This window comes from Enterobacter sp. 200527-13, assembly GCF_027924865.1.
GTDB classification, from domain to species: Bacteria; Pseudomonadota; Gammaproteobacteria; order Enterobacterales; family Enterobacteriaceae; genus Enterobacter; species Enterobacter ludwigii.
Map to the genome: position 1 here is coordinate 33,408 of NZ_BSCM01000012.1, position 25,574 is coordinate 58,981.

25 protein-coding genes are annotated in these 25,574 nt (G+C 56.0%); 15 read left to right on the forward strand and 10 right to left on the reverse strand.

From position 1 onward, the window contains the following. Positions 1-201: 201 nt before the first annotated feature. The 5 genes from QMG44_RS22600 to hemC all read right to left on the reverse strand — a co-directional run bounded on the left by QMG44_RS22600 (position 202) and on the right by hemC (position 5,678). Positions 202-1,413, reverse strand: coding sequence for an MFS transporter (locus QMG44_RS22600; protein WP_086533009.1), 1,212 nt, complete (start codon positions 1,411-1,413; stop codon positions 202-204). Positions 1,414-1,582: 169 nt separating this feature from the next. Continuing rightward, on the reverse strand, positions 1,583-2,782 hold the full coding sequence (gene hemY / locus QMG44_RS22605; protein ID WP_032680089.1) for a protoheme IX biogenesis protein HemY: 1,200 nt from the start codon (positions 2,780-2,782) through the stop codon (positions 1,583-1,585). 2 nt (positions 2,783-2,784) lie between these two features. Further along, complete coding sequence (gene hemX, locus QMG44_RS22610) at positions 2,785-3,978, reverse strand: uroporphyrinogen-III C-methyltransferase (RefSeq protein ID WP_281853277.1); 1,194 nt, start codon at positions 3,976-3,978, stop codon at positions 2,785-2,787. A gap of 21 nt (positions 3,979-3,999) precedes the next feature. Further along, on the reverse strand, positions 4,000-4,740 hold the full coding sequence (hemD, locus tag QMG44_RS22615; protein ID WP_086533008.1) for a uroporphyrinogen-III synthase: 741 nt from the start codon (positions 4,738-4,740) through the stop codon (positions 4,000-4,002). Continuing rightward, on the reverse strand, positions 4,737-5,678 hold the full coding sequence (gene hemC, locus QMG44_RS22620) for a hydroxymethylbilane synthase (protein WP_032669623.1): 942 nt from the start codon (positions 5,676-5,678) through the stop codon (positions 4,737-4,739). The genes hemD and hemC overlap by 4 nt, the downstream gene beginning before the upstream one ends. 346 nt (positions 5,679-6,024) lie before the next feature. Between hemC and cyaA the strand changes: the two genes are divergently transcribed. Next, positions 6,025-8,568 (forward strand): class I adenylate cyclase, encoded by a 2,544-nt coding sequence (gene cyaA / locus QMG44_RS22625; protein ID WP_014172138.1) that lies wholly within the window; start codon positions 6,025-6,027, stop codon positions 8,566-8,568. 43 nt (positions 8,569-8,611) lie between these two features. On the opposite strand, the gene cyaY is transcribed toward cyaA, so the two are convergent. Beyond that, positions 8,612-8,932 (reverse strand): iron donor protein CyaY, encoded by a 321-nt coding sequence (gene cyaY / locus QMG44_RS22630; protein WP_014172137.1) that lies wholly within the window; start codon positions 8,930-8,932, stop codon positions 8,612-8,614. A 135-nt stretch (positions 8,933-9,067) separates the two neighbouring features. On the opposite strand from cyaY, the gene QMG44_RS22635 reads away from it, so the two are divergent. From QMG44_RS22635 to corA, 8 genes are all read left to right on the forward strand, one after another. Further along, a complete protein-coding gene (locus QMG44_RS22635) occupies positions 9,068-9,271 on the forward strand; it encodes an LPS translocon maturation chaperone LptM (RefSeq protein ID WP_025202779.1) in 204 nt (67 codons plus the stop codon). A 35-nt stretch (positions 9,272-9,306) separates the two neighbouring features. Continuing rightward, positions 9,307-10,131 carry a diaminopimelate epimerase gene (gene dapF, locus QMG44_RS22640; RefSeq protein ID WP_020882883.1) on the forward strand — a complete coding sequence of 275 codons (825 nt, stop codon included), beginning with the start codon at positions 9,307-9,309 and terminating at the stop codon, positions 10,129-10,131. Further along, positions 10,128-10,835 carry a DUF484 domain-containing protein gene (locus tag QMG44_RS22645; protein WP_014172135.1) on the forward strand — a complete coding sequence of 236 codons (708 nt, stop codon included), beginning with the start codon at positions 10,128-10,130 and terminating at the stop codon, positions 10,833-10,835. Before dapF ends, QMG44_RS22645 begins: the two co-directional genes overlap by 4 nt. Beyond that, entirely contained in the window at positions 10,832-11,734 is a 903-nt protein-coding gene (gene xerC, locus QMG44_RS22650; protein WP_032679215.1) for a tyrosine recombinase XerC, read from the forward strand. The genes QMG44_RS22645 and xerC overlap by 4 nt, the downstream gene beginning before the upstream one ends. Next, positions 11,734-12,450 (forward strand): 5-amino-6-(5-phospho-D-ribitylamino)uracil phosphatase YigB, encoded by a 717-nt coding sequence (yigB, locus tag QMG44_RS22655; RefSeq protein ID WP_086533007.1) that lies wholly within the window; start codon positions 11,734-11,736, stop codon positions 12,448-12,450. The genes xerC and yigB overlap by 1 nt, the downstream gene beginning before the upstream one ends. 80 nt (positions 12,451-12,530) lie before the next feature. Continuing rightward, on the forward strand, positions 12,531-14,693 hold the full coding sequence (gene uvrD / locus QMG44_RS22660; RefSeq protein WP_020882882.1) for a DNA helicase II: 2,163 nt from the start codon (positions 12,531-12,533) through the stop codon (positions 14,691-14,693). Between the two features lie 149 nt (positions 14,694-14,842). Continuing rightward, positions 14,843-14,899, forward strand: coding sequence for a YsgD/CorL family protein (ysgD, locus tag QMG44_RS22665; protein WP_212743980.1), 57 nt, complete (start codon positions 14,843-14,845; stop codon positions 14,897-14,899). A 151-nt stretch (positions 14,900-15,050) separates the two neighbouring features. Then, positions 15,051-16,001 (forward strand): magnesium/cobalt transporter CorA, encoded by a 951-nt coding sequence (gene corA / locus QMG44_RS22670; protein ID WP_020882881.1) that lies wholly within the window; start codon positions 15,051-15,053, stop codon positions 15,999-16,001. 42 nt (positions 16,002-16,043) lie between these two features. Here corA and rarD read toward each other — a convergent pair whose 3' ends face one another. Together rarD and yigI are read right to left on the reverse strand one after the other, a co-directional pair. After that, a complete protein-coding gene (gene rarD / locus QMG44_RS22675; RefSeq protein WP_014172130.1) occupies positions 16,044-16,940 on the reverse strand; it encodes an EamA family transporter RarD in 897 nt (298 codons plus the stop codon). A 51-nt stretch (positions 16,941-16,991) separates the two neighbouring features. Continuing rightward, on the reverse strand, positions 16,992-17,459 hold the full coding sequence (yigI, locus tag QMG44_RS22680) for an acyl-CoA thioesterase YigI (RefSeq protein ID WP_014172129.1): 468 nt from the start codon (positions 17,457-17,459) through the stop codon (positions 16,992-16,994). 161 nt (positions 17,460-17,620) lie between these two features. Between yigI and pldA the strand changes: the two genes are divergently transcribed. The 3 genes from pldA (at position 17,621) to rhtC (ending at position 21,092) form a co-directional block, all read left to right on the forward strand. Then, the gene (pldA, locus tag QMG44_RS22685) at positions 17,621-18,490 is read left to right on the forward strand and encodes a phospholipase A (protein WP_020882880.1); all 870 of its coding nucleotides are present in this window, start codon (positions 17,621-17,623) and stop codon (positions 18,488-18,490) included. Between the two features lie 90 nt (positions 18,491-18,580). After that, positions 18,581-20,410 (forward strand): ATP-dependent DNA helicase RecQ, encoded by a 1,830-nt coding sequence (gene recQ, locus QMG44_RS22690; RefSeq protein WP_086533006.1) that lies wholly within the window; start codon positions 18,581-18,583, stop codon positions 20,408-20,410. Positions 20,411-20,471: 61 nt separating this feature from the next. Continuing rightward, a complete protein-coding gene (rhtC, locus tag QMG44_RS22695; protein ID WP_014172126.1) occupies positions 20,472-21,092 on the forward strand; it encodes a threonine export protein RhtC in 621 nt (206 codons plus the stop codon). Here the strand turns inward: rhtC and rhtB are convergent. After that, the gene (gene rhtB / locus QMG44_RS22700; protein WP_032679213.1) at positions 21,089-21,709 is read right to left on the reverse strand and encodes a homoserine/homoserine lactone efflux protein; all 621 of its coding nucleotides are present in this window, start codon (positions 21,707-21,709) and stop codon (positions 21,089-21,091) included. The two genes, rhtC and rhtB, sit on opposite strands and share 4 nt — an antisense overlap. 109 nt (positions 21,710-21,818) lie before the next feature. Here rhtB and pldB point away from each other — a divergent pair, with 109 nt between their 5' ends. The 3 genes from pldB (at position 21,819) to QMG44_RS22715 (ending at position 24,626) form a co-directional block, all read left to right on the forward strand. After that, positions 21,819-22,811, forward strand: coding sequence for a lysophospholipase L2 (gene pldB, locus QMG44_RS22705; protein ID WP_020882879.1), 993 nt, complete (start codon positions 21,819-21,821; stop codon positions 22,809-22,811). 32 nt (positions 22,812-22,843) lie between these two features. Beyond that, the gene (gene yigL / locus QMG44_RS22710) at positions 22,844-23,644 is read left to right on the forward strand and encodes a sugar/pyridoxal phosphate phosphatase YigL (protein ID WP_020882878.1); all 801 of its coding nucleotides are present in this window, start codon (positions 22,844-22,846) and stop codon (positions 23,642-23,644) included. Positions 23,645-23,726: 82 nt separating this feature from the next. Next, entirely contained in the window at positions 23,727-24,626 is a 900-nt protein-coding gene (locus QMG44_RS22715) for a carboxylate/amino acid/amine transporter (protein ID WP_025202785.1), read from the forward strand. On the opposite strand, the gene metR is transcribed toward QMG44_RS22715, so the two are convergent. After that, entirely contained in the window at positions 24,514-25,467 is a 954-nt protein-coding gene (metR, locus tag QMG44_RS22720) for an HTH-type transcriptional regulator MetR (protein WP_047356056.1), read from the reverse strand. The genes QMG44_RS22715 and metR overlap by 113 nt on opposite strands. Between the last annotated feature and the right edge of the window lie 107 nt (positions 25,468-25,574).

Consider the following 25,574-nt stretch of genomic DNA (forward strand, 5'->3'; position numbering starts at 1 on the left):
CTCATTCCATCTCTTATGTTCGCCTTAGTGCCTCATAAACTCAGGAATGACGCAGAGCCATTTACGGTGCTTATCGTCCACTGACAGATGTCGCTTCGGCCTCATCAGACACCATGGGCATAACGTTGAGTGAAGCACCAAATATGTTGTCTTACAGACCTGTTTTAACGCCTGCTTTTATAGCAGGCGTTTTTTTATGCCTTATTCCCGGTAAACGTACATGATCAGGGCGACCAGTATCAGAGCGGCTGACGAAACGCTGTAAAGCGCTTGTATGGAGCCAAACCCTGCCGCCGCCATCGCGGCAATACCGGTGAAAAGCGAGGCACTGAGCGTTTGCCAGCGCCAGGCTTTACTGCTGGCCGAAGCCATGTGCGTGGTTTGAAAACTGCTGAGTACGGCAAACGTGCCGGCCGCAAAGAGAACATTTGAGGCCAGGTGTGCGACAAATATCATCCCCAGCGCGCATGCCATCCACCCGGACAACAGCGGGAGCATCCCATACGCGGCAAGGAAGATGCCGAGACACAGTAAAATCCGTGGCGTGCGTGCTGCAAAACGCGTCAGGCTGTCTCTTTTTAGCAGCAGGGGACCGCAAAGTTGTCCCATGCTCCTTGCAAAAAGCAGTGGCAAAGCAAGGCTGGCCGCATCCTGAGGATGGATCTGCTGTGCCATTGCCGGAAGAAGCGCCATGGCCGGTGAACCGACGGCGGCCAGCGCAGGCAAAATCAGCAAACTGCGTTTCTGCCGGATGGTCAACATCTGCCAGCGTAAAGCCGCAGGCGCTTTCTCTTCAGCGGGGACTGCCAGTGTGGGCGCTAAATATACACGACCCGCCAGCCAGAGCATGAACAGCGATCCGAGAAAGCTGATGGCATCAATGGCCAGCAAGGCGAGGATGGCGATCTTCTGGAAAAGTACCATCCCCAGCCCGGTGCCTAACAAAACCTGAGCGGCAAAAATCACATTCTCGAGGCAGGTTGCGGCAGGCAGTTCTGCTTCTCTGAGTCCGCGTTTAAAGAGCAGCGTCAGGGCAGGCCAGCTCATTCCGCTAAGCAGTGCTTCGGTGGACTGCACGGCCAGTAACGCAGGGATACTGTGATAGTGCACGCCGAGCAGGGGAAAGAGCAGGGCCAGTAAGCCAAGCCCCTCGGTGAGTATCAACAGGGGTATCGGAGAATAGCGTACACACAGCTTTTCACTGATGAGGCTGCCGATAAAGCCAGGTAATGTGGCGAAAAGAAAGGCGAGGGTAAGCAGCGCGGGCGGGGCGGACCATGATAATAGTAAGCCGAAGACCACCACCTGGGTGACGCCATTTCCCAGTGATGTGAAGATAAAGGCACAGGCCAGCAGGCGCAGCCAGCGGTGGCAGCGCAGCGCTTCTATAAGCGCGTACAAAAGGGAGTTCATGACGATTTCCTTTCAAAAACGATTCAGTCCACGCGGCACTCGTCGCGTGTATGGAAAAAAGTTAATGAAAAGACGTCGTTACATTGGCGGGTTCGTTTTAGATGATGTGGTAAAGAATGTAGCAGGCGAAGGGGAATAAAAAAAGGAGGCCGTCTGGCCTCCTTGTTATTTATTGCTGGCTGCCATTATTTTGCAGCGTTAATAACAGTCCATCGCGGCGCATGGCGGCAGCCTCTTCCGGCTTGTGCTGCTTGTCCAGCGAATCGGCAAGCCACGCGTAGTCAAACGCGTCCGGGCGCTGTTTCAGCGCTGCACGGAAGGCGAGACTCGCTTCCTGCCATTCACCGTGCTTCATCAGCGACTGGCCCAGCGTACTCCACAGCAGTGGACGGTCGCCGACGGCTTTAATCTGCTGACGCAGCATTTTTTCAATTTGCTCAGGGTTATTGGTTTTCAGACGCGGGATCACCATAACCAGGCGATCGTCATACTGTCGCTTCAGTCCGTCGAGGAGGATCTCCTGCGCCGTGTCATGATCGTCACATTCAATCAGATGTTCTGCCATCGCAACCTGCAACGGAACCTGCTGACGCGTTTTCCGGCTCTGATTCTTCCACCAGGTTTTCAGGCCATCGCTGCCGAGATCGGCACGCGCCTGATCCATCAGGCCAATCCATGCCAGACGCTGAAGTTCATCACGATGCTCATCATCACCGACGTCGGCTTTGGCCATCGACGGAATGATATCCAGCAGTGAACCCCAGGCACCGGTGCGAATATAGGCCTGCTCGGCAAGACGCAGCACTTCCGGGTGGCGTGGCGAGACTTCCAGCAGACGGTCGATACCGTGACGCGCGGCGTGGTTTTCGTTGCGGGCCAGCTGCAGGCGAACGCGGGTGATCTCAACGGGAATCGGGTCTTTCGGAGAAAGTTCTGACGCGCGTTCCAGGTGCTGGTTGGCGCGGGCTTCGTCACCCCGCTGTTGCGCTGCCTCGGCGGCCAGCAGATAGTTCACCACCGGCTGTTCGGCATGGTCAGCATTTTTTGACATCAGCTTTTCAACCTGCTGATAGTCACCCTCGGCCAGCTTAAGCAGTGCCTGCTCAGTCTGCTTACGGGCGCGGCGGCGTTTACGGCCAACGAACCAGCCACGCGTATGCGCACCGGTACGGAAAATTCGGCGCAGGATCCACTCTACTGCAAGGAGCACCACCACACCGAGGATCAGGATGATCACCAGACCCGTTACGCTGGTTTCGATGTTGTAGTTATCGGTCTGGATCAGGACGTAACCCTGATGACCGGCAAGCATCGGCCCCAGGACGATCCCGGCGATCAGCAGGATGAAGAGTAAGAGTACTTTAAGCATCATTACTCTCCTTGTGGCGCGCTTTCAAGCGCTGGCGCGGCGGCAGGGGCCTGGGCGTGAGGTTCTGCCGGAACGCCCGGCTGCGCCAGCAGGTTGCGCACGCGCGTCTGCATCAGTTTTTCCAGAATCGGCTGGCTTTCCAGCTTGTCCGGCACGTTCATGGTGATGTTCTGCTGGCTCAGTTTATCAATGTCATCGAGGAAAGCCGTGGTCGTGGCATCATCGGTATTGTAGTAAGCACGTACCCATGTCGAGACGTTATCAAGCGCCTGTTTGTAGGTTTCTTCCTGATGACGCGGTACGGCCTGAGCCGCAACCAGCAGGCGGGAGCGAATGTTTTCGCGCAGATAAATGTCCTGATTCGGCGCTAACAGCGGAACGGCGGTTTCGTCGCGGCGGCGGATAGTAATGAAGCTATCCATAAAGTTCTGCCAGCTTTTTTGCAGGTTCACGCGCCATTCGCTCAGGGAGCTGGAAAGCTCGGTGCCGTCAGAATCCATCGGGGAGTCATCGTCGTTGTTATCCGCCAGCTGCAGGTTATCAATCTGGTTTGAAAGCTGATTGACCTTCAGGATGATGCCATCGTAGTCCACCTGCGAAACGGCAGAAAGGCTGGCGATATCTTCGGTAATGGCACGACGCGCGGTAATGAGGCTCGGATCGTTCATGTCTGCCAGGCTCGCATCAGCGCTTTTCAGCAGCGCGGCGGCGGTGGTGACGTCCTGATCGCTCCAGAGCTTACGTCCGGCCAGCTTCACCAGGAAATCGGCCTGCGAGAGCAGCCAGGTTTTGGCATCGGTACCGGAAATCGTGGCGACTTTCTGCTGCACGTCGTCCAGCTGTTTGGTCAGCTCTTCCTGTTTGCTGTTCGCCTCAGCGAGCGCCGCGGACTGCTGTTTAATCACCGTTTCCAGTTCAGTCTTCTGCGTCTCCTGCGCTTTTTGCAGAGCAGTAAGCTGATTGACCAGCGTGTCGTTGGTTGCCGTCTGGCTGGAGCCTTGCTGTTTCACCAGGCCATAGAGGCCAACGCCTGCGGCCAGCGCAATGGCGATGGCTATCGCGCTCAGCGCGAGGCTGGTTTTATTGCTGCCGTTCTTCTTCTCAACGGTTTTCTCAGTCGTTTCTGACTGCGGCGTGATGTCCACAGTCTCCCTGGTCTCTTCAACCACGGCGGAGGATTTATCGTGTTCCGTCATTATGGCTTCCCATTATGAGAGTTATTGTAATGCGCGCAGCAGCGCATCGTTGTCAGCGTTATCAGCGATCCGAATATCTTGCCAGCCCAGTTCCCGGGCCTGGTTCGCCAGACGCTCACTGACGACCAGAAGCCGGCAGTGGAGTAACCAGTTTTCACGATACCAAAGGGGCACCAGCGACCAGAGCTGCTGCAGCATTTCACCGCTGGTCACCACCAGGGTCGTAATGCCGCGCATATGCCAGCGCATCGCCTCTTCCGCACCATCGTAATGTTTTGCACAACGCTGATAGCATTCGCAGAACGTGACCTCAGCCCCGCGTTCCCGCAGCGTTTCACCCAACAGTTCGCGCCCGCCGTTACCGCGTAAAATGAGTGCACGCTTTCCGGCAATAGTTTGTAATTCAGGTAATTGTAGCAAGACTTCGCTGATTTCCCGATCTAACGGGTAACGAACATCTGTTCCGCTTACGGTATGCAACGCCAGTGCCGTTGTACGACCAATCGCAAAATAGTGAGGGGCGGTTGGCCAGTTAAGCCCCTGCTGTTGCAGCTGCGCCTGGGCAAATTCCACCGCATGTTGCGACAGCGCAAACAGCAAGTCGCCCTGCTGGAGGGTATTCATATGGTCGGCAAGCGCGGACAGCTCCCGACCGGGGGAGAATTCAATGAGCGGAAAACTCCAGGCCACCTGCCCCAGTGCGCGCAGACGGCTCACTAACTGCTCTCCTGTGGGAGAAGGGCGGGTGACAAGAATACTCATGCAGGGGGTTCTCCATTATACACCTCAGCCAGGATCTCGCGGGCGCCGTTATCCAGCAGCTCTTCTGCCAGCGACACGCCAAGCTGTTCGGCATCTTGCGCTTTACCGCGACGTTCGCCGCGTACCATCTGTGAACCGTCCGGTGCGCCAACCAGCGCTCGCAGCCACAGTTCACCGTTAATTAATTCAGCATAGCTGCCAATCGGCACCTGACACCCTCCTTCGAGGCGGGTGTTCATGGCGCGCTCGGCGTTAACGCGGATAGCGGTCTCATCATGGTTCAGTGGGGCAAGCAGCGCGCGGGTACGCTCATCATCCAGACGGCATTCAATGCCGACGGCACCCTGACCCACGGCCGGCAGCGACAGCTCAGGCGGCAACGCGACGCGAATGCGCGACGTCAGCCCCAGGCGCTTCAGACCCGCAACCGCGAGGATAATGGCATCGTAATCGCCGTTATCCAGCTTGCTCAGACGCGTACCAACGTTACCGCGCAGCGAACGAATGATCAGGTCCGGACGACGTTCTGCCAGCTGACACTGACGACGTAAACTGGACGTGCCAACCACGCTGCCTTCTGGCAACGCATCGAGCGAATCATAGTGATTGGAGACAAACGCATCGCGCGGATCTTCACGCTCGCAAATGGTCACCAGCCCCAGCCCTTCCGGGAACTCGACGGGCACATCTTTCATCGAATGTACGGCGATATCGGCGCGGTTCTCAAGCAATGCCAGTTCCAGTTCTTTGACAAACAGGCCTTTGCCGCCCACTTTAGCCAGTGGCGTATCAAGGATCACGTCACCGCGCGTGACCATCGGCACCAGCTCGACGCACAATCCACTGTGGCAGGCTTCAAGGCGCTGCTTAACATAATGTGCCTGCCAGAGCGCAAGAGGGCTTTGGCGTGTGGCAATTCTCAAAACATTGTCTAACATGCTTGTTACCGTCATTATCAATCGCTAACCATCCTAACATTGTTGACTCTGGGATGGCAGTTTTACGGTGATGAAGAAGAGAGGGACAGGGCGGGGTTCTCGTCAGCCACAGCCGTATTAAGGAATTTACACGTACAGAACGGTGCTACACTGTATGTAGCGCATCTTTCTTTACGGTCAACCGGCAAGGTGTTAAATTGATCACGTTTTAGACCATTTTTTCGTCGGTACCACCATAATGATAAGGGCGAAAAAAGGTAACGGTTCTCTTTTTGTAATACTGCGGGTCCGCTGTTATTTCTGTTTTGAATAGCGTGCGACACCCGGAAACATCAGGCGATACGTCTTGTACCTCTATATTGAGACTCTGAAACAGAGACTGGATGCCATAAACCAACTGCGTGTCGATCGCGCGCTTGCTGCTATGGGCCCTGCTTTCCAGCAGGTATACAGTCTTCTGCCGACATTATTGCACTATCACCATCCGCTGATGCCTGGCTACCTTGACGGTAACGTTCCCAGAGGCATCTGTCTTTTCACGCCTGATGAAACCCAACAACACTACCTGACCGAACTTGAACTCTACCGTGGCATGCCGCCGCAGGAATCACCGAAAGGTGAACTGCCGATTACAGGCGTTTACACCATGGGCAGCACCTCCTCGGTTGGGCAAAGCTGTTCTTCGGACCTGGACATCTGGGTCTGTCATCAGTCCTGGCTCGATAACGACGAGCGTCAGCTGCTGCAGCGAAAGTGCAGCCTGCTGGAAAGCTGGGCCGCGTCGCTTGGCGTGGAAGTCAGTTTCTTCCTGATTGATGAAAACCGTTTCCGTCATAACGAAAGTGGCAGTCTGGGTGGTGAAGACTGCGGCTCAACCCAGCACATCTTACTGCTGGACGAGTTTTACCGTACTGCCGTTCGCCTGGCCGGTAAGCGTATTCTGTGGAATATGGTGCCGTGCGACGAAGAAGAGCATTACGACGATTACGTAATGTCGTTGTACTCCCAGGGTGTGCTGACACCAAATGAATGGCTGGATCTGGGTGGCCTCAGTTCGCTTTCCGCCGAAGAGTACTTTGGCGCGAGCCTCTGGCAGCTTTATAAAAGCATTGATTCGCCGTATAAGGCCGTGCTGAAAACCCTGCTGCTGGAAGCCTATTCCTGGGAATACCCCACGCCGCGTTTGCTGGCGAAAGATATCAAGCAGCGTCTGCACGACGGAGAAATTGTCTCCTACGGGCTGGATGCTTACTGCATGATGCTTGAACGCGTCACCGAATATCTGAAAGCCATTGATGACACCACGCGTCTCGATCTGGTGCGTCGATGTTTCTATCTCAAAGTCTGTGAAAAACTCAGCCGCGAACGCGCATGCGTGGGCTGGCGTCGTGAAGTGGTCAGTCAGTTGGTTAAAGAGTGGGGATGGGACGAAGAACGTCTGTCGATGCTTGATAACCGCGCCAACTGGAAAATCGATCAGGTGCGTGAAGCGCACAACGAACTGCTCGACGCCATGATGCAAAGCTACCGCAACCTTATCCGCTTTGCGCGTCGTAACAATCTCAGCGTTTCCGCCAGCCCGCAGGACATCGGGGTATTGACGCGTAAACTGTACGCGGCGTTTGAAGCATTGCCGGGTAAAGTCACGCTGGTTAACCCGCAGATTTCACCGGACCTGTCAGAACCGAACCTGACCTTTATCTATGTGCCGCCGGGCCGCGCAAACCGCACCGGGTGGTACCTGTACAACCGTGCGCCAAGCATGGACTCGATCATCAGCCATCAGCCGCTGGAATATAACCGCTACCTGAACAAGCTGGTGGCCTGGGCCTGGTTCAACGGCCTGCTGACCTCGCGTACCCGGCTGTTTATCAAAGGCAACGAGGTTGTCGATTTAGCCAAACTGCAGGAGATGGTGGCGGATGTCTCCCACCACTTCCCGCTGCGTCTGCCGGCGCCGACGCCAAAAGCGCTCTACAGTCCGTGTGAAATTCGCCATCTGGCGATCATCGTCAACCTGGAATATGACCCGACGGCGGCCTTCCGCAATCAGGTGGTTCATTTTGACTTCCGCAAACTGGATGTCTTTAGCTTTGGCGAGCAGCAAAACTGCCTGGTGGGCAGCGTAGACCTGCTGTACCGCAACTCGTGGAACGAAGTGCGTACTCTGCACTTCAACGGCGAGCAGGCGATGATCGAAGCGCTGAAAACGATTCTCGGCAAGATGCACCAGGACGCTGCGCCGCCGGACAGCGTTGAGGTGTTCTGCTATAGCCAGCATCTGCGCGGTCTGATCCGTACCCGTGTGCAGCAGCTGGTTTCGGAGTGCATCGAACTGCGCCTCTCCAGTACCCGTCAGGAAACCGGTCGCTTTAAAGCGCTGCGCGTCTCCGGACAGACCTGGGGCCTGTTCTTCGAGCGCCTGAATGTTTCAGTACAGAAGCTGGAAAACGCCATCGAGTTCTACGGCGCCATTTCGCACAACAAGCTGCATGGCCTGTCAGTGCAGGTGGAAACCAACCACGTGAAACTGCCACAGGTCGTGGATGGCTTTGCGAGCGAAGGAATTATTCAGTTCTTCTTTGAAGAGTCGGGTGACGACGCCGGTTTCAACATCTACATCCTGGATGAGACGAACCGCGCTGAGGTTTATCACCACTGTGAAGGCAGTAAAGAGGAGCTGGTGCGCGACGTCAGCCGCTTCTATTCGTCCTCACATGACCGCTTTACCTACGGCTCCAGCTTCATCAACTTTAACCTACCGCAGTTCTACCAGATTGTGAATGTAGACGGACGTTCGCAGGTGATTCCGTTCCGTACGCAGGCCGTTACGCCAGCGGTTCCCGCCAGCCAGGACACTACCCCGCTGTTGCAGCAGTATTTCTCCTGACAGTTTTTGCCCGGTATGCAGTGCACCACCGGGCAAAACAGACTCAACGAAAACGCACGTCTTCGCCTGCCTGCGCGGTCGCCGCCTGTTCCAGCAGATCCCAGAACGTTTCGCCGCTACGGTCACACACCCATTCGCCCTCTTTCAGATCGAAATGGTAGCCACCCTGTTTGGCGGCCAGCCAGACCTGGTGAAGCGGCTCCTGGCGGTTAATAATAATTTTGCTGCCGTTTTCGAAGCTCAGGGTCAGAATGCCGCCGTTGATCTCACAATCGATATCGCTGTCGCCGTCCCAGTCGTCAAGCCGCTCTTCGATGGTCATCCATAAGGTGTCTGCAAGGCGATGGAATTCACTGTCGTTCATGGTTTTGTTCCTGTTTTTCGTGATGCCGGCAGTATAACGCTAAATAATTCCCGTTGCAGGAAAGCGGCAAACTCTTGCTTTTGTGTCTTCTCCTGCGATGATAGAAACAGATTTGAACTTACGGGCAACTTTATAATGAAAAACGTTTTCCGAACGCTTGCCGTTCTCATCACGCTGTTTAGTCTGACGGGCTGTGGACTGAAGGGACCGCTTTACTTCCCGCCAGCGGATAAAACGGCGCCGCCGCCGACGAAACCTGTGCAAAGCGGTATTGAGTCTTCCACGCCAGACACGAACGATCGTGGCAATAATGGTGGTCCGACTCAGGTTAATCTCTGACGATTACGTTCTGTACCCGCGCAATGGAGCGAATGATGCAGTTCTCTAAGATGCATGGCCTTGGCAACGATTTTATGGTCGTCGACGCGGTAACGCAGAATGTCTTTTTCTCCCCGGAACTGATCCGCCGCCTGGCGGATCGGCATCTGGGCGTGGGGTTCGATCAGCTGCTGGTGGTTGAGCCGCCGTACGATCCTGACCTCGATTTCCACTACCGTATTTTTAACGCTGACGGCAGTGAAGTCTCCCAGTGCGGCAACGGTGCGCGCTGTTTTGCCCGCTTTGTCCGCCTGAAAGGGCTGACGAACAAGCGCGATATCCGCGTCAGTACCGCGAATGGTCGCATGGTGCTCAGCGTCACCGATGACGATCTGGTTCGCGTGAATATGGGCGAGCCGAACTTTGAACCTTCCGCCGTGCCGTTTCGCGCAAACAAAGCGGAAAAGACCTATATTATGCGTGCGGCCGAGCAGACAGTATTGTGTGGCGTCGTCTCGATGGGAAACCCACACTGCGTGATTCAGGTTGATGATGTGGAGACCGCCGCCGTTGAAACCCTCGGCCCGGTGCTGGAAAGCCATGAACGCTTCCCGGAACGCGCGAACATTGGTTTTATGCAGGTGGTGAAGCGTGAACACATCCGTCTGCGGGTGTATGAACGCGGCGCGGGCGAAACCCAGGCCTGCGGAAGCGGTGCCTGCGCGGCGGTGGCCGTCGGCATCGCTCAGGGGTTACTGGCAGAAGAGGTTCGCGTGGAGTTACCAGGCGGTCGTCTTGATATCGCCTGGAAAGGACCGGGTCATCCGCTGTTTATGACTGGCCCGGCGGTACATGTCTATGACGGGTTTATCCATCTATGAAGCAACCAGGGGAAGAACTGCAGGAAACGGTGACGGAACTGGACGACAGTGCTGTTGTTGATTATCTGCTGAACAATCCCGCGTTTTTTATTCGCAATGCACGTCTTGTCGAACAGATGCGCGTGCCGCATCCGGTGCGCGGGACCGTGTCGCTGGTCGAATGGCACATGGCTCGCGCGCGCAACCACATCAATCAGCTTGAAGAGAACATGACGCTGCTCATGGAACAGGCGAACAATAACGAAAGCCTGTTCTATCGACTGCTGCATCTGCAGGCGCGTCTGGCCTCGGCCCACAGCCTTGACGAGTTTCTCAGCCGTTTCCACCGCTGGGCGCGAGAACTGGGGCTTGCAGGCGCAACCCTTCGTCTCTTCCCCGACCGCTGGCGCATTGGTGCACCGTCTGGTTTCACCCATCTGGCGCTGAGCCGTCAGGCGTTTGAGCCGCTACGTATTCAGCGTCTGGGGCATCAACATCACTATCTGGGGCCGCTGAACGGACCAGAATTGCTGGTGGTATTGCCAGAAGCCAAAGCGATTGGCTCGGTGGCCATGTCATTGATGGGGCGCGATGGCGACTTAGGCGTGATGTTATTTACCAGTCGCGACGCGCATCACTATGAGCAGGGGCAAGGTACGCACCTGTTGCAGGAGATCGCCCTGATGCTGCCTGAGCTGCTGGAGCGCTGGATTGAGCGCGTATGACGGACGGACTTCTTGCCACTGACGTCGCGCGGTTTCTGCGCTACCTGGGGGTTGAACGTCAGCTTAGCCCCATAACGCTGCTGAACTATCAGCGTCAGCTTGATGCCATCATGCAGATTGCCGATGAAATCGGCCTGAAAAGCTGGCAACAATGTGACGCTGCGACGGTTCGAGGCGTCGTCGTGCGTAGCCGCAGGAAAGGGTTAGGCCCGGCGAGTCTGGCGCTCAGGCTCTCTGCCCTGCGCAGTTTCTTCGACTGGCTGGTGAGCCAGGGCAGCCTTAAAGCCAACCCGGCGAAAGGCATTGCCACGCCAAAAGCACCGCGTCATCTGCCTAAAAATATCGACGTCGATGATGTCAATCGCCTGCTGGATATCGATCTTAACGATCCGCTGGCGGTGCGTGACCGCGCGATGCTGGAGGTGATGTACGGTGCCGGACTGCGTCTGTCTGAACTGGTCAATCTCGATATAAAACATCTCGATCTGGACACCGGCGAAGTGTGGGTGATGGGCAAGGGCAGCAAAGAGCGCCGCCTGCCGATTGGTCGCAACGCTGTCGCCTGGATTGAGCACTGGCTTGACCTGCGCGGGCTGTTTGGCGCGGAAGAAGAGGCGCTGTTCCTGTCGAAACTCGGCAAGCGGATCTCGGCGCGTAACGTGCAGAAACGTTTTGCGGAGTGGGGCATTAAGCAGGGGCTGAACAGCCATGTTCACCCGCACAAGCTGCGCCACTCTTTTGCGACCCACATGCTTGAATCAAGCGGCGATCTGCGCGGCGTGCAGGAACTGCTCGGCCACGCGAATTTGTCCACCACCCAAATTTATACCCACTTAGACTTCCAGCACCTTGCCTCGGTGTATGACGCGGCGCATCCACGCGCCAAACGGGGGAAATAATGCGTTTTTACCGCCCACTGGGTCAGATATCAGCCCTTACCTTTGACCTTGATGACACCCTTTATGATAACCGCCAGGTGATCCTGCGTACCGAGCAGGAGTCGCTGGCGTTTGTGCAGAACTATCACCCGGCGCTGAAGACGATGCAGAACAAGGACTTCCAGCAGCTGCGTCAGTCCCTGCGGGAGACCGAGCCGGACATTTACCATGACGTGACCGAATGGCGTCGACGTGCGGTTGAACAGGCGATGCTGAATGTTGGCATGAGCGCGCGTGATGCGGCGATAGGGGCTGAAGCGTCCATGGAAAACTTCGCCAAATGGCGCAGCCGTATTGATGTGCCACAGGAGACCCACGATACGCTGGCCGCGTTGGCAGAGAAGTGGCCGCTGGTGGCGATTACCAATGGCAATGCCCAGCCTGACCTGTTTGGTCTTGGCGATTATTTTGAGTTTGTGCTGCGCGCGGGCCCGCACGGGCGCTCGAAACCGTTTAACGATATGTATCACCTGGCGGCGGAAAAACTGAACCTGCCGCTCGGCGAAATGTTGCATGTGGGTGATGACCTGACCACGGACGTGGCCGGGGCGATCCGCTGCGGCATGCAGGCCTGCTGGATCAAGCCGGAAAACGCTGACCTGATGACAACGCCGGACAGCCGTCTTCTGCCGCACGTGGAAATTTCACGGTTGGCATCCCTCACGACGCTGATATAATCATCAATTGTTCTGTATAAATTAACAGGGTTTTGGCGAAGGAATCACATTCGCCTGCCTGACATTACGTGACGGTGCCAATGGACGTTTCTTACCTGCTCGACAGCCTTAATGACAAACAGCGTGACGCGGTTGCCGCTTCGCGCACCAACATGCTGGTGCTGGCTGGGGCGGGCAGTGGTAAGACGCGCGTGCTGGTACACCGTATTGCGTGGCTGCAGAGCGTGGAAAACTGCTCGCCGTACTCCATTATGGCGGTGACGTTTACCAACAAGGCGGCGGCAGAGATGCGCCACCGAATCGCACAGCTGATGGGCACCAGCCAGGGCGGCATGTGGGTGGGGACTTTCCACGGTCTGGCGCATCGCCTGCTGCGGGCGCACCATATGGACGCTAACCTGCCGCAGGATTTCCAGATCCTCGACAGCGAAGATCAGCTGCGTCTGCTGAAGCGTCTTATCAAGGCGATGAATCTTGACGAGAAGCAGTGGCCGCCGCGTCAGGCAATGTGGTACATCAACGGCCAGAAAGACGAAGGGCTGCGTCCGCACCATATTCAGAGCTTCGGCAACCCGGTCGAGCAAACCTGGCAGAACGTTTATAAAGCCTACCAGGAGGCGTGCGATCGCGCAGGTCTGGTGGACTTTGCTGAGCTGCTGCTGCGTGCGCATGAGCTGTGGCTCAACAAACCGCATATCCTGCAGCACTATCGTGAACGCTTCACCAATATTCTGGTGGACGAATTCCAGGATACCAATAACATCCAGTATGCATGGATCCGCCTGCTGGCCGGTGATACCGGCAAGGTGATGATCGTCGGTGATGACGATCAGTCCATCTATGGCTGGCGTGGGGCGCAGGTGGAAAACATTCAGCGCTTCCTCAATGATTTCCCCGGTGCTCAGACTATCCGTCTGGAGCAGAACTACCGTTCGACCAGCAACATTCTGAGCGCCGCCAACGCCCTGATTGAGAACAACAACGGGCGTCTGGGTAAAAAGCTGTGGACCGATGGCGTTGACGGTGAACCGATCTCTATCTACTGCGCATTCAACGAACTTGATGAAGCGCGCTTTGTGGTGAACCGTATTAAAACCTGGCAGGACAACGGCGGCGCGCTGGAGCAGTGTGCCATTCTCTATCGCAGCAACGCCCAGTCGCGTGTGCTGGAGGAGGCGTTGCTGCAGGTGAGTATGCCGTACCGTATTTACGGCGGCATGCGCTTCTTTGAACGTCAGGAGATCAAAGACGCGCTCTCGTATCTGCGTCTGATCGCAAACCGTAATGACGATGCGGCGTTTGAGCGCGTGGTGAACACCCCAACCCGCGGCATCGGTGACCGTACCCTGGACGTGGTGCGCCAGGCCTCCCGCGATCGCCAGCTGACACTCTGGCAGGCGTGCCGCGAGCTGTTGCAGGAGAAAGCGCTCGCCGGACGTGCAGCCAGCGCCTTACAACGCTTCCTGGAGCTGATTGATGCCCTGGCACAGGAAACGGCCGATATGCCTCTGCACGTACAGACCGACCGGGTGATTAAAGACTCCGGCCTGCGCACCATGTATGAGCAGGAGAAAGGCGAAAAGGGCCAGACCCGTATTGAGAACTTAGAGGAACTGGTGACGGCAACGCGCCAGTTCAGCTACAACGAAGAAGACGAAGATTTGATGCCGCTGCAGGCGTTCCTCTCCCACGCGGCGCTGGAAGCGGGCGAAGGGCAGGCAGACACCTGGCAGGATGCGGTTCAACTTATGACCCTGCACTCCGCCAAAGGTCTGGAGTTCCCGCAGGTGTTTATCGTCGGGATGGAAGAGGGGATGTTCCCGAGCCAGATGTCGCTGGATGAAGGTGGGCGTCTGGAGGAGGAGCGTCGTCTGGCCTATGTTGGCGTGACGCGCGCGATGCAAAAGCTGACGCTGACCTATGCCGAAACCCGACGCCTGTACGGTAAAGAGGTGTATCACCGTCCGTCGCGCTTTATCGGCGAACTGCCGGAAGAGTGCGTGGAAGAGGTGCGCCTGCGCGCCAGTATCAGCCGCCCGGTCAGCCATCAGCGTATGGGCTCGCCGATTGCTGAAACGGACACCGGCTACAAGCTGGGTCAGCGCGTGCGTCATGCTAAGTTTGGTGAAGGCACCATCGTCAATCTGGAAGGTAGCGGCGAGCACAGCCGCCTGCAGGTGGCGTTCCAGGGGCAAGGTATCAAATGGCTGGTGGCAGCCTACGCCAGGCTGGAAACTGTGTAACTTTCAGAAAAATATCATTATTTTGTAATAATCTGCTAGCCTTATACGTTGAAGGTCAATTAATGCCCTTCAGCGTTCCGTTGCGTGTTGACGCCACTATTACTGCTGGCGTAACATGCGCGCACGATTACGCTAAGAGGACATTCGCCTTGGACACACCCAGTAGATACTGGCTCAATTCCCTGTCATCCAGGAACAACTCCTAAGGCTATCTCCTCTTGCTGATGGCCTTAGTGGTTGTCAGCGACCTGCATTATTCCCGTCGCGCTGAGTCAGGCTGTTTAATGGTCTGAAACCCAATTTGTTTCTGTGTGCCCACCGAACTGTCCGATATTTTTTGCATTGGGAGTCCCGGTCATGTTGAGCGCATTTCAACTCGAAAATAACCGACTGACTCGGCTTGAAGCCGAAGAGTCACAGCCCCTCATTGATGCCGTATGGGTGGATCTGGTCGAGCCGGACGACGATGAGCGCCTTCGCGTACAATCTGAGCTGGGGCAAAGCCTGGCAACCCGCCCGGAACTGGAAGACATCGAAGCATCTGCTCGTTTTTTTGAAGATGAAGACGGTCTGCATATTCACTCCTTCTTCTTCTTTGAAGACGCCGACGATCACGCGGGTAACTCCACCGTGGCGTTTACCATTCGTGACGGTCGCCTGTTTACCCTGCGCGAACGTGAGCTGCCCGCGTTTCGTCTCTACCGCATGCGCGCCCGTAGCCAGGCGATGGTCGACGGTAATGCCTACGAACTGCTGCTGGACCTGTTTGAAACCAAAATCGAACAGCTGGCGGATGAAATTGAAAACATCTACAGCGACCTGGAAAAGCTGAGCCGCGTCATCATGGAAGGTCATCAGGGCGATGAATACGACGAAGCGCTCTCGACGCTGGCAGAGCTGGAAGATATCGGCTGGAAGGTGCGTTTGTGTCTGATGGATACCCAGCGCGCGCTGAACTTCCTGGTGCGTAAGGCGCGTCTGCCGGGCGGTCAGCTGGAGCAGGCGCGTGAGATCCTGCGCGATATCGAATCCCTGCTGCCGCACAATGAATCGTTGTTCCAGAAGGTCAACTTCCTGATGCAGGCGGCGATGGGCTTTATCAATATCGAGCAGAACCGCATCATCAAGATCTTCTCGGTGGTCTCGGTGGTCTTCCTGCCACCAACGCTGGTGGCCTCGAGCTACGGGATGAACTTTGAGTTTATGCCGGAGCTTAAGTGGAGCTTTGGCTACCCCGGCGCGATTATCTTTATGATCCTCGCCGGGCTGGCGCCGTACCTCTACTTCAAGCGCCGTAACTGGCTGTAAACATCAGGCGGGTGGCGTTGTGCCTGCCCGCCTTATCACCGCTTACAATCCTTTGCGCGTTCTGCGCTGGGTATAAAGGGCGTCTGCAACAAAAATCGCCAGCGCCACCCAGATAAAGGCAAACGTCACCATCTTATCTGCGCCCGGTACTTCGCCGTAAAACACCACTGCCAGCAGGAACATCAGCGTCGGACCGATGTACTGAAAGAAGCCCAGCGTGGAGAGACGCAGGCGCGTTGCGGCACCGGTGAAGCACAGCAGAGGAATGGTGGTTACCACACCGGCCGCCATCAGCATCAGATTCAACGACAACGGGTTACTGCCCATATGGCTGGTTGCGCTGTCGGCAATACCAAACAGGTAAATCGCCGCGACCGGCAATAGCCACAGGGTTTCAAACAGCATCCCGGTCTGCGCTTCAACGGCTATCTTCTTCCGAACCAGCCCGTAAAACGCAAAGCTGAACGCCAGGCCCAGAGCGATCACGGGCAGCGAACCGAAGGTCCACAGCTGGACCAGCACGCCGCAAAAAGCGAGGATGACCGCCAGCCACTGCATACGACGGAAGCGCTCGCCCAGGAAAATCATGCCCAGAACAATGTTGACCAGGGGATTAATAAAATAGCCCAGGCTCGCTTCGAGCATGTGATGGTTATTGACTGCCCAGATAAAGAGCAGCCAGTTGCCGCCTATCAGCACGGCTGAGAGGGCCAGCAGGAACACCTTTTTCGGCGTTTTCAGCAGCGTTTTGACGCCAGACCACTGACGGCTAACGCTCATCAGCGCGATCATAAAGAAAAACGACCAAATCACACGGTGTGTGAGGATCTCGTCAGCGGGTACGTAAGCGATAAACTTGAAGTACGCCGGTGCGATACCCCAAATAAAATAAGCGGCAAGGGCGAGTAGTACGCCCTGCCGCGTTTGTTTAGCATCCATCGGGATAATCCGTTACAAAAAAGTGAATTAATTTTACCCGATTTTAGGGTTTCAACCCACCATATAAGTGGCAGTTGCGCTGGCGATATAGACCTGCTCTTCGTTATGCAATTCAACGCGGGCGACGGCAACCTTATTCCCGGCGCGCAGCAGGCTGCTGGTGGCGGTAAAACGGTTTCCGCGCCCGGGACGCAGGTAATCGACGCGTAAATCGATGGTGCCCATACGCGACAAACGCTGGCGCAACTCGTCTTCATTGATGGTGTCATGGCGCGTCAGCGTACTGCCCACACAGACCAGGCCCGCCGCCACATCCAGCGCTGAGGCAATCACCCCGCCATGCAAAATACTCTGCGCCCAGTTGCCTACCATCATCGGCTGGTTGTTGAAGCTGAGCTGGGCAAACGCTTTCTCGTAGCGCTCGAGTTCCAGACCCAGTGCACGGTTAAACGGCATATGGTAAACAAAAATCTCGCCCACGAGTTTTAACGCTTCTTCGGCGGTAAGCATGGCTGACATGAGGCATCACATCCTTATTGTTAATAAAATGTTGATTTTATGCTTCAGCAATAAGGAATTCCACTTTCAGAAACGAGGATGCAGCAGTTGTCGCAGAAGTATGTAGAATATCCGCCACATAACAATTCAACTAATTAACTCTTTGCAGGAGAACACCACCGATGCGGACGTATCTGGCCTGGTTACTGGCGGCGGTTGCGCTGCCCCTCACAGCATATGCCCAGGAAGCGACGATTAAAGAAGTTCACGATCAACCTGCCGTGCAGGGCAGCATTATCGCGAACCTTCTTCAGGAACATGATAATCCGTTCACGCTGTATCCGTATGACACCAACTACGTGATATACACGCAGACCAGCGATCTCAACAAAGAGGCGATAAGCTCCTATAACTGGTCCGATAATGCGCGTAAAGACGAAGTGAAGTTCCAGTTAAGTCTCGCGTTCCCGTTCTGGCGCGGCATTCTGGGACCGAATTCGGTGCTCGGCGCCTCTTACACGCAGAAATCCTGGTGGCAGCTTTCCAACAGTGGCGAATCTTCACCGTTCCGTGAAACCAACTATGAGCCGCAGCTGTTCCTCGGTTTTGCGACCGATTATGAATTCGCGGGCTGGACGCTGCGTGACATTGAGGTGGGCTTTAACCACGATTCAAACGGACGCTCCGACCCTACCTCGCGCAGCTGGAACCGTGCCTATACGCGACTGATGGCGCAAAACGGCAACTGGATGGCGGAAGTGAAGCCGTGGTTCGTGGTGGGCGACACCGACGACAACCCGGATATCACCAAATATATGGGTTACTATCAGCTCAAAATCGGCTATCAGTTGGGTGACGCGGTGCTGAGCGCCAAAGGTCAGTACAACTGGAACACCGGTTACGGTGGTGCGGAACTGGGTCTCAGTTATCCGGTGAGCAAGCACGTTCGCCTCTATACTCAGGTTTACAGCGGTTACGGCGAGTCGCTTATCGATTACAACTTCAACCAGACCCGTGTAGGTGTGGGCGTGATGCTGAACGATATTTTCTAGGCAGCTCGAATGTTTTTTCGTTAAACGTTGAAGTTTCTCTCTCAGGCGCTGAAAATAGCGCCTGTTTTATTTCTGGCAAATGGGGTTAACGTGGCGCAGGCGGAAGTATTGAATCAGGAATCGCTGGCTAAACAGGTTTTGCATGAAACCTTTGGCTACCAGCAGTTCCGCCCTGGCCAGGAAACCATCATTGAAACCGTGCTGGAAGGCCGCGATTGTCTGGTGGTCATGCCTACCGGCGGCGGTAAATCCCTCTGCTATCAGGTGCCCGCGCTGGTGCTCAACGGCCTGACGGTCGTGGTATCGCCTCTTATTTCCCTGATGAAAGATCAGGTCGATCAGCTCCTTGCCAACGGCGTGGCGGCGGCCTGCCTTAACTCCAGCCAGACCCGCGAGCAGCAGCAAGAGGTCATGGCCGGTTGCCGTACCGGGCAGGTTCGCCTGCTGTATATCGCGCCGGAACGTCTGATGCTGGATAACTTCCTCGATCATCTGTCGCACTGGAATCCGGTCCTGCTGGCGGTGGATGAAGCCCACTGTATCTCCCAGTGGGGACATGATTTCCGCCCGGAATATGCGGCGCTCGGCCAGCTCCGTCAGCGTTTTTCCGAACTGCCGTTTATGGCACTCACCGCGACGGCAGATGACACCACGCGTCAGGATATCGTCCGGCTGCTGGGGCTGAACGATCCGCTGATTCAGGTCAGCAGCTTCGACCGCCCGAACATCCGCTACATGCTGATGGAAAAATTCAAGCCGCTGGATCAGCTTCTGCGCTACGTGCAGGAGCAGCGCGGGAAGTCCGGCATCATCTACTGCAACAGCCGCGCGAAGGTGGAAGACACGGCCGCGCGCCTGCAGAACCGTGGTTTTAGCGCCGCCGCTTACCATGCCGGGCTGGAAAACGCGGTTCGCGCCGATGTGCAGGAGAAATTCCAACGCGATGACCTGCAGATTGTGGTGGCGACGGTGGCGTTCGGAATGGGGATCAACAAGCCGAACGTGCGCTTCGTCGTACACTTCGACATTCCGCGCAATATCGAATCGTACTACCAGGAAACCGGCCGCGCCGGGCGTGATGGGCTGCCTGCAGAAGCCATGCTGTTTTACGATCCGGCCGACATGGCGTGGCTGCGCCGTTGTCTGGAAGAGAAACCGCAGGGCCAACTGCAGGATATCGAACGCCACAAGCTCAACGCGATGGGCGCGTTTGCCGAAGCGCAAACCTGCCGCCGTCTGGTGCTGCTCAACTACTTTGGCGAGGGGCGTCAGGAGCCGTGCGGCAACTGCGATATCTGTCTTGACCCACCAAAGCAATACGATGGCCTGATGGATGCGCGCAAAGCGCTCTCGACCATCTATCGTGTGAACCAGCGCTTCGGCATGGGCTACGTGGTGGAAGTGTTGCGTGGGGCGAATAACCAGCGTATCCGCGACATGGGACACGATAAGCTGCCCGTCTACGGTATCGGCAAAGACCAGAGCCACGAGCACTGGGTGAGCATCATCCGTCAGCTGATTCACCTGGGCTTTGCCACGCAAAACATTGCCCAACACTCCGCGCTTCAGCTTACCGAAGCGGCACGTCCGGTGCTCCGCGGGGATATCGAACTGAAGCTCGCGGTTCCGCGCGTTGTCGCCCTGAAGCCGCGGGTGATGCAAAAATCGTACGGCGGCAATTACGATCGCAAGCTGTTTGCCAAACTGCGCAAGCTGCGTAAAGCCATTGCTGATGAAGAGAACATTCCGCCCTACGTGGTCTTCAACGATGCGACGCTTATCGAGATGGCAGAGCAGACGCCGCTCAGCGCCAGCGAAATGCTCAGCGTCAACGGTGTTGGCACGCGCAAGCTGGAGCGCTTTGGCAAAGAGTTTATGGCGCTTATCCGCGCTCATGTCGACGGTGACGATGAGGAGTAGTCAGCCAGCCTAAAAAATGTCAGGATGGTGACTCACTTAATTATTTCCCTGCGAGTTAATTATGTTAATGCTATTTCTTACCGTGGCGTTAGTGCACATCGTTGCGCTCATGAGCCCGGGCCCTGACTTTTTCTTCGTGTCACAAACCGCCGTCAGCCGCTCCCGCAAAGAAGCGATGATGGGGGTGCTGGGTATCACCATGGGCGTTATGGTCTGGGCGGCCGTGGCGCTGCTTGGTCTGAACCTGATTCTGGCGAAGATGGCCTGGTTGCACAACATCATCATGGTTGGCGGGGGGCTTTACCTTTGCTGGATGGGCTACCAGATGCTGCGCGGGGCGTTGAAGAAAGAAGAGAAAAAGCCGGAAGAACCGAAAGTTGAGCTGGCAACGGGCGGCCGGAGTTTTATTAAAGGGCTGCTCACCAACCTGGCGAACCCAAAAGCGATTATCTATTTCGGCTCCGTGTTCTCCCTGTTTGTGGGTGACAACGTGGGGGCGGGTGCGCGTTGGGGCATTTTCCTGCTGATCGTGGTGGAAACTTTTGCGTGGTTTACCGTGGTTGCCAGCCTGTTTGCCTTACCGGCGATGCGCCGCGGTTACCAGCGTATTGCGAAGTGGATTGACGGCTTCGCCGGCGCGTTGTTCGCCGGCTTTGGCATTCATCTCATCATTTCTCGCTAAGCATGACGCGCTGACGCAAGCAGCGCGCCTACCAGCATAAACAGCGAACCAAAGACTTTGTTCAGGGCCTTCATCTGCTTAGGCCCTTTAATCCACACCGCAATCCGCTGCGCCAGCGTCGCGTAACCAATCATCACGATGATATCGACAACAATGGTGGTCGCACCCAGCACCACGTACTGCATGACCTGTGGCTGATGCGGGACGATAAACTGCGGGAACAGCGCGGCGAGGAAAACAATACTTTTCGGGTTGGTCAGGTTCACAAACACCGCGCGTTTAAACAGGCGTCCGCGTGTTTGCGTCTGGGCGAGCGTATTAAGATCAATTGAGCCTGCTGCACGCCACTGCTGAATACCGAGCCAAATCAGGTACGCGGCACCGGCCCATTTCAGCACATCAAAGGCCAGTACCGAGCGGGAGAACAGCGTACCCAGACCAATGCCCACCAGCACGATATGAATGCCCAGACCGGTCTGCAAACCGGCAATAGATGCTGCGGCACCGCGATAGCCGTGGTTGATGGAGGTGGTCATGGTGTTAATGGCGCCTGAACCTGGGGAAAGGCTAAGGATGATGGATGTCAGCAGATAAGCGAACCACCACTCGAAGGTCATTTGAAACTCCCGAATTGTCTGTTTTTATGCCACAATACGCTATTGTTACGTCATTTTGTGACCGGTGACGAAAAAACGATATTCCTTGGCTTACGGGGGTGGAAACCCGATGTTTCAGCAGAAAAAGGACTGGGAAACACGAGAAAACGCATTTGCTGCTTTCTCTATGGGGCCGCTGACCGATTTCTGGCGTCAGCGTGAGGAAGATGAGTTTACGGGTGTTGGCGATGTTCCGGTACGCTTTGTGCGTTTCCATGATGAGAAAAACGATCGGGTGATCGTGGTCTGTCCGGGACGTATCGAGAGCTACATCAAATACGCTGAACTGGCCTATGACCTGTTCCATCTGGGCTTCGATGTGTTGATTATCGACCATCGCGGGCAGGGGCTTTCTGGCCGCTTATTGTCGGACACGCATCGCGGTCATGTGGATAACTTCAGCGATTACGTCGACGATCTTGCCGCCTTCTGGCAGCAGGAAGTTCAGCCGGGCCCATGGCGTAAGCGCTATATTCTGGCGCACTCTATGGGTGGGGCGATTTCGACGCTGTTTTTACAGCGCTATGACCACCAGTGTGATGCCATTGCGCTTACCGCGCCAATGTATGGCATCGTCATGCGTTTTCCGGACTGGATGGTGCGCCATATTCTCGACTGGGCTGAGGGCCATCAGCGCATTCGTGAAGGGTATGCCATCGGGACAGGGCGCTGGCGCGCGCTGCCGTTTGCCCTCAACGTATTGACCCATAGCCGGCAGCGTTATCGCCGTAACCTGCGTTTTTATGCCGATGAACCGCGCCTGCGCGTCGGTGGCCCGACATATCACTGGGTGCGGGAAGGGATCCTTGCCGGTGAACAGGTGCTTGCTGGTGTTGGTAAAGATGATACGCCGACACTTCTGATTCAGGCTGAAGAAGAGCGTGTGGTGGATAACCGCATGCATGACCGCTTTTGTGAACTCCGCGCTGCGGCCGGTCACCCTTGCGAAGGGGGTAAACCGCTGGTCATCAACGGCGCGTACCATGAGATCCTTTTTGAAAAGGACGCTATGCGCTCAGTCGCGCTCAACGCCATTGTTGAATTTTTCGACAGGCATAATTGATTGTTGTTTTACCACCAGAGGTTGAAATCCCTATGTACCAGGTTGTTGCATCTGATTTAGATGGCACGCTGCTTTCGCCCGACCATACCCTGTCGCCTTACGCGAAAGAGACCTTAAAGCTTCTGACCGCCCGCGGAGTGAACTTCGTGTTTGCCACCGGCCGCCACCACGTGGACGTGGGGCAGATCCGCGATAATCTTGAGATCAAATCGTACATGATCACCTCCAACGGTGCGCGCGTGCACGATACCGATGGCAACCTGATCTTTACGCATAACCTGGATCGCGACATTGCCGCCGATCTGTTCGGCGTAGTGCATAACAACCCGGACATTATCACTAACGTTTATCGCGATGACGACTGGTTCATGAATCGCCATCGCCCGGATGAAATGCGTTTCTTCAAGGAAGCGGTATTTAACTATTCCCTGTACGAGCCAGGCCTGCTGGAGCCGGAAGGGATCAGCAAGGTGTTCTTTACCTGCGAAAGCCACGAAGCGTTGTTACCGCTGGAACAGGCGATTAATGCGCGTTGGGGTGACCGCGTCAACGTGAGTTTCTCGACCCTGACCTGTCTGGAAGTTATGGCCGGGGGTGTTTCCAAAGGGCACGCGCTGGAAGCCGTGGCGAAACGTCTTGGCTTCGAACTGAAAGACTGTATCGCCTTCGGTGATGGCATGAACGACGCCGAGATGCTCTCTATGGCGGGCAAAGGCTGCATTATGCAGAATGCACACCAGCGTCTGAAAGACCTGCACCCGGAACTGGAAGTGATTGGGTCTAACGCTGACAACGCGGTACCAAAATACCTGCGCAAACTGTTCCTTGAATAATCTTCATTTGATTGTTTATTGCTCAGTTGTCAACTAAAGAGTTCGCTACAATGCCTGTCCTTATTTCTGAGAGACAAGCATTGTGGCGCTACTCATTATTACCACTATCCTGTGGGCCTTCTCTTTTAGCCTGATTGGCGAGTACCTCGCCGGGCACGTCGACAGCTACTTCTCGGTGCTGATGCGCGTGGGGCTGGCGGCGCTGGTATTCCTGCCCTTCCTGCGTACACGCGGGCAATCGCTGAAGACCATTTTGCTGTACATGCTGGTGGGGGCGATGCAGCTCGGCATCATGTACCTGTTCAGCTTCCGGGCTTACGTCTACCTGTCTGTCTCTGAATTTCTGCTTTTCACCGTGCTTACGCCGCTCTATATCACGCTGATTTACGATCTACTCAGCAAACGTCGTTTGCGCTGGGGATATCTGTTGAGCGCGGCGCTGGCGGTGATCGGGGCGGCGATTATTCGCTACGACAAAGTGAGCGACCACTTCTGGACCGGGCTGATGTTCGTGCAGCTGGCGAACCTCAGCTTTGCCATCGGTATGGTCGGGTACAAGCGCCTGATGGAAACCCGCCCGATGCCACAGCATAACGCGTTCGCCTGGTTCTATATGGGGGCAGCTATCGTCGCGGTGGCGGCATGGTTTATGCTCGGCAACCCGCAAAAGCTCCCGACGACAAGCCTGCAGTGGGGCGTTCTGGTCTGGCTGGGCGTGGTGGCATCGGGGCTGGGGTACTTCATGTGGAACTACGGCGCTACGCAGGTAGACGCCGGTACGCTGGGGATCATGAACAACGTGCATGTGCCTGCAGGGCTGCTGGTGAACCTTGCCATCTGGCAGCAGCAGCCTCACTGGCCGAGCTTCCTTATTGGGGGAGCAGTGATTCTGGCTTCGCTGTGGGTCCATCGCCGTTGGGTCGCTCCGCGCTCCGCACAAACGGAAGATGATCGCACGCGTGGTTCCGCGCAGAGCGAATAAACGCTTCCGTAATCGGCTGACGCTGCTCGCCATCGCGCACGGCGGCGTACAGCCGGCTCCATAGTCCCTCACCCAGGGTTTTAGTGACAACCAGACCCTGGCGTTCAAAACTCTCCACAACCCAGTGTGGCAGCGCCGCGATGCCCATTCTGGCGGCAACCATCTGAATCAACAGCAGGGTGTTATCCACGCTTTTGAGCTGCGGGCTAATGCCGGCCGGCTGCAGGAAGTGACGCCAGATATCCAGCCGACTGCGCTGTACCGGGTAAATCAGCAGCGTTTCACTGGCTAAATCTTCCGGGGTGATACGCGTTTTACTGGCCAGCGGATGATCCGGAGCCAGCACCAGACGTACCTCATAATCAAACATTGGTGAATAGTGCAGGCCGCTGCGGGGCAGAATGTCTGAGGTCATCACCAGATCCAGTTCGCCCTGCTGGAGCGACGGCTGCGGGTCGAACGTCACGCCGGATTTGAAATCCATCTCCACCTGCGGCCACCTCTCGCGGAAGTTCTCAAGCGCGGGTGTCAGCCATTGAATACAGCTGTGACACTCAATGGCGATACGCAGTCTGGTTTGCTGCGGCTCGTTACAGGACTGCAGCGCGCTGGCTATTTGCGGCAGCACCTGATTAGCCAGCTGCAGCAGGATCTCGCCCTGAGGCGTAAAGCGTAGCGGCTGGCTCTTACGCACAAAAAGACGAAAGCCGAGGCGTTGTTCCAGATCGCTGAACTGGTGAGAAAGGGCGGACTGGGTCTGGTGCAGCGTGGCTGCCGCCGCCGCGAGAGAACCGCAATTTCGCAACGCTTGTAGCGTTTTCAGGTGTTTAATCTCGATCATGAAAGTCCTTCACTTCGCCATGAACATTTTGCGCTTGAGGAATATACAGTAACTGCCAATTATGGATGTGTAAACATCTGGATGGCTAAATACGAAAAATTCACAGG

Coding starts and splice junctions, on each gene's coding strand:
- xerC (WP_032679215.1), top strand. CDS start 10,832: ATGACGGACGGACTTCTTGCCACTGACGTCGCGCGGTTTCTGCGCTAC.
- rhtB (WP_032679213.1), bottom strand. CDS start 21,709: ATGACCTTCGAGTGGTGGTTCGCTTATCTGCTGACATCCATCATCCTT.
- QMG44_RS22600 (WP_086533009.1), bottom strand. CDS start 1,413: ATGAACTCCCTTTTGTACGCGCTTATAGAAGCGCTGCGCTGCCACCGC.
- uvrD (WP_020882882.1), top strand. CDS start 12,531: ATGGACGTTTCTTACCTGCTCGACAGCCTTAATGACAAACAGCGTGAC.
- yigL (WP_020882878.1), top strand. CDS start 22,844: ATGTACCAGGTTGTTGCATCTGATTTAGATGGCACGCTGCTTTCGCCC.
- hemX (WP_281853277.1), bottom strand. CDS start 3,978: ATGACGGAACACGATAAATCCTCCGCCGTGGTTGAAGAGACCAGGGAG.
- pldA (WP_020882880.1), top strand. CDS start 17,621: ATGCGGACGTATCTGGCCTGGTTACTGGCGGCGGTTGCGCTGCCCCTC.
- rhtC (WP_014172126.1), top strand. CDS start 20,472: ATGTTAATGCTATTTCTTACCGTGGCGTTAGTGCACATCGTTGCGCTC.
- QMG44_RS22645 (WP_014172135.1), top strand. CDS start 10,128: ATGAAGCAACCAGGGGAAGAACTGCAGGAAACGGTGACGGAACTGGAC.
- corA (WP_020882881.1), top strand. CDS start 15,051: ATGTTGAGCGCATTTCAACTCGAAAATAACCGACTGACTCGGCTTGAA.
- hemD (WP_086533008.1), bottom strand. CDS start 4,740: ATGAGTATTCTTGTCACCCGCCCTTCTCCCACAGGAGAGCAGTTAGTG.
- hemY (WP_032680089.1), bottom strand. CDS start 2,782: ATGCTTAAAGTACTCTTACTCTTCATCCTGCTGATCGCCGGGATCGTC.
- pldB (WP_020882879.1), top strand. CDS start 21,819: ATGTTTCAGCAGAAAAAGGACTGGGAAACACGAGAAAACGCATTTGCT.
- rarD (WP_014172130.1), bottom strand. CDS start 16,940: ATGGATGCTAAACAAACGCGGCAGGGCGTACTACTCGCCCTTGCCGCT.
- cyaY (WP_014172137.1), bottom strand. CDS start 8,932: ATGAACGACAGTGAATTCCATCGCCTTGCAGACACCTTATGGATGACC.
- QMG44_RS22635 (WP_025202779.1), top strand. CDS start 9,068: ATGAAAAACGTTTTCCGAACGCTTGCCGTTCTCATCACGCTGTTTAGT.
- yigB (WP_086533007.1), top strand. CDS start 11,734: ATGCGTTTTTACCGCCCACTGGGTCAGATATCAGCCCTTACCTTTGAC.
- hemC (WP_032669623.1), bottom strand. CDS start 5,678: ATGTTAGACAATGTTTTGAGAATTGCCACACGCCAAAGCCCTCTTGCG.
- yigI (WP_014172129.1), bottom strand. CDS start 17,459: ATGTCAGCCATGCTTACCGCCGAAGAAGCGTTAAAACTCGTGGGCGAG.
- dapF (WP_020882883.1), top strand. CDS start 9,307: ATGCAGTTCTCTAAGATGCATGGCCTTGGCAACGATTTTATGGTCGTC.
- metR (WP_047356056.1), bottom strand. CDS start 25,467: ATGATCGAGATTAAACACCTGAAAACGCTACAAGCGTTGCGAAATTGC.